General features: G+C 55.4%; 3 protein-coding genes and 1 pseudogene. All 4 read right to left on the bottom strand.

What is annotated here, in order from left to right; translation table 11 throughout:
• Positions 1 to 385, bottom strand: a 385-nt coding sequence (locus tag FFS57_RS24135; protein WP_137940386.1) for a transposase, incomplete at its 3' end; no start/stop codon positions are given.
• 318 nt (positions 386 to 703) lie between these two features.
• A complete protein-coding gene (locus FFS57_RS24140; protein ID WP_137940387.1) occupies positions 704 to 3,073 on the bottom strand; it encodes an RHS repeat domain-containing protein in 2,370 nt (789 codons plus the stop codon).
• 74 nt (positions 3,074 to 3,147) lie between these two features.
• The gene (locus tag FFS57_RS24145; protein WP_171014191.1) at positions 3,148 to 5,400 is read right to left on the bottom strand and encodes an RHS repeat domain-containing protein; all 2,253 of its coding nucleotides are present in this window, start codon (positions 5,398 to 5,400) and stop codon (positions 3,148 to 3,150) included.
• A gap of 186 nt (positions 5,401 to 5,586) precedes the next feature.
• Positions 5,587 to 5,873 (bottom strand): annotated as a pseudogene (locus tag FFS57_RS24150) (penicillin-binding protein 1C); the annotation flags it as partial.

The raw sequence follows: 5,873 nt of genomic DNA on the forward strand, positions 1-5,873 counted from the left end.
CCGCCCTCACGGGGTTCAGTTCGATATAGCGATAAACCGTCAGCAGATAATGGTCAGCATCGACCAGGGTCGATTTATATCGGCCCTCCCACAACGTGCCTGTGCGGCCATGGGTGAAATTGAAGTACTGGACATATTTGCGACCCTGAGCCTGCATCAACCTGCTGATTCCCTGCTCGTCAGCAGGCGTCGCCAGTAAATGCACATGATTGGTCATCAACACGAACGCGTGAATCGCGACCTGATATTTAGTCGCCGCCTCCAGTAGAAAAGACAGATAGGCTTTGTAGTCCGCTTCATCGTAAAAGCAGGCTTCTCGATTATTGCCACGCTGAATCACATGCTGGGCGCAACCGGGAAAGTAGAGGCGAGGTAAACGTGCCACGAGGGTTTCTCCTGACGTCACAGAGAAAGGCTAACACTCACAGCACACCAAATCAATCACTCTGACCCCATTGGTTTGGGTGTTGATCATAAAATTAATTATGTCCTTTTTTTCACTCCGCTTTCTAGTCAAAAAATTTCCCCACATAAAATGATGAAACCAAAACAACAACACCGCCAAAAGCAATCATCAACTGACAAAAAAACAATAAGAACTTATTGTGAACATTTTTCGACACCAATGGACCAATCCAGCCTGCCAGTACGAAGTAAATGACGATACTGACAATATTAAATATTGTAAACGACATTGACCCTCCTACTTCTTGCACTCACAGTTTAAACGCACTGCACCGGTTTTTTTATAGCCAAACCCTATCGCATTGTTGTTATACGTCTTCCAGACATCACGTAAAGACCTGGTTTTCAATATAGAATCAACTACCTTATAGACTGCCATAGCGGCTTTACCTGGTGCCAAGGCGGCCCCTGCTTTCGCTCCGGTAATATCTGAAAGACTAAAGTTATTCAGATTGGCATGTCGATCTAAAGTCACGCCGACAGCTACAGGACCGTGAATGGCGTTTACATCTATTGAATCATCAATATCACATGAGCCACCTCGTGAATATCCAGCAGTAACAGTTGCTTTGTTTGCCCCTATCCCACCACCAAAATCTCCAGATGCATATAAGGACAAATCCCAAGCCGCATCAGGCGTCAAGGGTCCTGGGAAAGAAACTGCAACACCAACATCGCCACCAGAGACGGGAATTTGATTCCATCCTAAGGCTGTCGCAATATCGCCAATTAATGGCAAATGAAGACCTGCCTCTACTGAGACACTATCCAAACCATCCCGATCAACAAACCTTGGCGAATTTCCATAAGCATAGAGGTAAGTATTCAACCCACCATTGAGCCCAATAGGATCACTCTGAATGTATCTGCCGGTGTCCGGATTATAGGTCCGATACCAGTTATGACTGAGCTTGATGCCGTTATCCCAATACTGCCCCGGGAAGCGCAGGTTGTACACGAACTGGCTGCCGTTCTTGTCGGCGTCCTGATCCGGTAGGGTGTTGCCGAAGGCTTCGCTTTCCCAGCGCCAGGTCAGGCGTTTGTTGAATGCGTCGTAGATGGCGCGTGGGGTGTTGAGGTGGTCGGCGTAGACGTGGTAGAGCAGCGGTTTGCTGGGGTCGCTGCTGTTGGGGCGCACCACCGCAATCGGGGTGTCGCCCAGCCAGATATGATCCTGGCTCGGGCTTTGCGTGGCCGGGTCGGCGTGTTCCGCCAGCAGGTGGCCGGCTTCGTCGTAGACGAACTGGATCGGTTTGCTGTTGGCGGTCTTGATCGCCAGTTGCCCTTGGGCGTTGTAGAAGAAGTTGCTGACGCTTTGCCCGTTCTGGGTGGCAGTACGGGGCCGGCCGGCATTGTCGTAAGTCAGGGTGATGCTGCCATCACTGGTCTGGTTGCCGCTGGCGTCCAGGGTATAAGTCTTGGCATTGCTGCCGGTCTGCTTCAGCAGGCGGTTGCTGGCCGGGTCGATACTGTAGCTGGTGGCGGCGGTGTTGACCTGACTCTGGGTGCGGTTGCCGTTAGCGTCGTACTGGTATTGCTCGGTGACGGTGCCACGGGTGGTCTTGTTCAGCCGATCCAGTAAGTCGTAGTCATAGCTTTGGTTGAGACTGCTACTCTGGTTGTCAGTCTGTGCCTTGAGTTGGTTGGCGGCGTTCCAGCGGTAGCTCTTGCTGTACAGGCTGCCGTGTTGCAGCAGTTCCAGCTGGCCATCCAGGTTGTAGCTGCGGTGATGGGTATTGCCACCGGCCCAGCTCCAGCTTTTGATGCCACCGAACGGTTGGTATTGGATGTTGCTGATCAGTGCTTGGCCATTCAGTTGCACGGCACTGACCTGGCCGTTGCTGTTGTAGCTGTAAGTGACCTTGAAGCCACTGGGGTAGGTGAGCTGGGTGAGTTGCCCTTGCTCGTTCCAGCTGTAGCTGACCTCACGCTTGCCAGCCTCGCCACCGACCCCACCGATGGCGGTGAAGCTGAGGGTTTTGCCGCTCAGGCGGCCTTGTGCGTCATAGCGGTAGTGGGTGGTGCCCGAAGTATCCTGCAGGCTGGCCAGCCGGCCTTTGCCATTGGCGGCGCTGTCCCAGGTGAAGGTGTGGGTCTGGTCGCCGAAGGCCAGGCTGGTCACCCGGCCCAGGTTGTCATAGCTGCGGGTTTCGGTCTTGTTGCGGGCATCGGTCTTGGTCTTGAGCTGCCCGGCATTGTCATAGCTGTAGCGGGTGGTGCCGGTATCGGGGCTGACCAGCTGCAGCAGGTCACCCAGGCCATTGTAGTTGTAGCGGGTGGTGTGGCCGAGTGGGTCTTTGACGGTGACCAGGTTGTCCAGTGCGTCGTAGCTGAATTCAGTGACCAGCACCCCACCGGCCTTGGCCGGGTCAGGGGTGGTCAGCTTCACCAAGCGGTTGAGGACGTCGTAGCTGTATTGGGTGGTGCGGTTCAACGCATCGGTGCACTGGTGCGGTTGCCGATGGCGTCGTAGGTGTAGCTGGCGACGACTTGCTGCTGGGCGTTCTTGACCTTGGTCAGGCGGCCCAGGATGTCGTATTCGTAGGATTCGTCCAATACCACGGCCGCGGAGGCCAGGGTACTGGTGATCATCAATAGCAGCGGCCACTGACGGAATAACGGAAAACTGGATTTGCGTTTCATCATGTACATGTTCAATTCGGTCTTGTTCTTGGGTCAGGCTTAACTGGGGTTGCGATCAATCTGCGCCAGCGGCTGGCTGCTGCGTTGGGCCTGTTCGATCTGCTGCAGGGCGCTCACTAACATGCCTTGTGCATCGAAGACCTGTTTCCGCAGTTGATTGCCCAGCGCATCCAGTTCGTAGTGGATGCGGTTGCCCTGGCTGTCCTGGATGTCGGTCAGGCGATGGGCGGGGTCGTAGCGGTACTTAATCGTGCGCTGATCCGGGAAGGTGACCTGCTTCAACTGGCCGACGCCGTCGTAGTCATAGGTGGTCAGTTCCTTGCCGACGGTACGCGTCTTCAGCCAGCCACGCGGGGTGTAGCTCAAGGTGGTGACCACGCCATTGGGGTCCTTCATTTCCAACAGGCGGCCGGCGGCGTCATAGCGGGTGAACTGCGTGAGCTGGCCCAACGGGTTGGTGAGCTGGGTCAGGTTGCCTTGGCCATCATACGCATAGCGGGTAACCTGACCGTTGGGGTCGGTGGCGGTCTGGACCAAACCAAAGTTGGCATAGGTCCACTTCCACACCCGACTTACGCCGTCTGCGGTCACTGTTTTCTTCAGCAGGTTGCCTTTGTCGTCATAGTCAAACTGCGTCACCCGCGCCGGTTCGGTGAGCTTCACCGGCAGGCGCCAGGTGGGGTGCCACTCGGTTTGGACCACCCGTTGCGCAGGGTGGCCAACGGCTTCGGTGCGGCTGGTTTCGAGGTTGCGGGTATTGTATTGGTACGTGGTTTTGACGCCATTGAAATCGGTGCTAGAAGCCAAGGTACCGGTATCCGAATTGTAAGCGAGTAGCGCGGTGGCGGCGTTGCAGCCGGCTCCTGCAGGCTGGTCGGCACTGGCTAACACGGTACGGCCGTTTACGGTTTGATAGCGGTAGGTCCTAACGGTATTGAGTGCGTCGGTCACTTTGGTTTCGCGGCCTGCTTGCACATAGTCAAGGGTTACCCGGTCTGCGCCACCGGCGTGGGCGGACGAGATGGCACGACCTTGCTGGTCATAAGTCCAGTTGGCGTATTCCGATCCGTTTTCGTCCCATAGTTGGGATAAGCGAATGCCGCTCTCGTTGCCAAGACGGGTCAACAGCGTTTGAGCGGGGGTGGACGGGGTCGATAGAATCGCCGATGGATCGTCGATGCTACCGCCTGGCCCAGTAGGAATCAACGATGCGCTGGTGCGTGGCCAGGCAATGATTGGGCTGCTGGCATCGTAACCTAACCGAATGGAACGGGTATCCGGGAAAATGATTTCGTTCAGGACATGGATGCCATCAAATGCTTGAAACCGAAACTGGTAGCTTACATTGCCTGGTGCGGTCAGCTGGTCGAGCTGTCCGTGGCTGTTATACCCCAACTGCACCGTGCGGCCAGTGTTGGTAACGACAGATGTCGGCTTGGTCTGCCCATGGCAGCCGTCACATGTGACTGGCGAGTAAGTCAGGGTCAGGGCGTAGCCATTCGCGGCAACAATTTGTAACAGCTGACCATCGGCATTGTAATGTTCCACCGTGCCCGATTGCAGGTTGTTCAGTAACCATTGACCGTTTTGCTGGCGAGACAAACGCCATTCCTGGCGGAGATCCTGCCATTGATCCTGGCTGCCAGTGAAGGTGATGGCATGCGTCGGGTTCTGGATGGCCTGAATGGTTTGGAGCAATTCACCTTGTTTGATGAACTTCAGGCGCCGATCAAGGGGTTCCACAAATGCCCCTCGACCCAGCACGGTGTCCGGTTGTCGGTTGACGGAGGCATAGGTCACCCGGAGGGTGGACAGCGGCGACACCGGGTCAACGACCAGCTTGAGCAGCGGGTTGGTCTTGGCACCCGAGTCAGGCCAGATGGGATTGCCTTTCGTGCAAATGTTTGATTGATCGGGTTTGGCCCGGTAGCACTGGCGGGTGTCGCGGTTATAGGACCAGTTTTCATTGGCAGGACAGCGGTCGTTTGCGTCGATCCGGTGTTGTGCAAACCAGTCCGGGGTGGATGAGATGACTTGTCCTGTTTTATCGACATGAATCAGGTCATAAAAACATCCCAAGCCATAACCGGTTTTGTAGCCGGCTCTGGGAGATCGGTAGATATAACCGGCTTTGCCGGGCGCGGGTGGAATCGGGGTCGCCGCCACGCAGGCTTGGTTCGCATCAAGAAAATGCTCTCTGCTACGCTCCGCTTGGTAGACGACCGTTGGCGATTGATACTCGTAGGTCAAAAACGAGCCGGCAAGGGCTGAAAGTGGCAGAAGATTTGCCATTGCGACGCAAAGCTTTGTTTTTTGCATAAGTAGTTTGGGGACGATAGATTGGTTAATGATATTGATCTGGTTCAATATTGTTTAGTGACCGCATTTGGAAGTTCGAACTCACTCCCGAAAGATGGAGATTGTACCGACCCCGCCTCACGCAAACCACTCAATCCGAATCCAGCAGTATTTAATATCTCAAGACCCCACGTCCACCCGCACATCCCTGCTCGTACTACGGCCATGATCATCGACTGCCAATAATCCATACCAACCACCTCGTCCGGGGCGCCATGGCAATGCCTGTCCAGCAGGCGCTTTGCCAATGAAGCTTTGATTGGCAAACCAGTAGACTTCCTTCACGCCCGCGGCGGTGATGGCTTGCAGCGCGATGCGTTGTTCGGGTTGCTGTTCGCTGAGTTTATAGGTGACATTGGTGAGTGGGGAGGCAATGCGGGGTGGGTCGCCTTCGCCGTCGGCCAGGG

The organism is Chitinivorax sp. B (assembly GCF_005503445.1).
GTDB lineage: Bacteria > Pseudomonadota > Gammaproteobacteria > Burkholderiales > SCOH01 > Chitinivorax.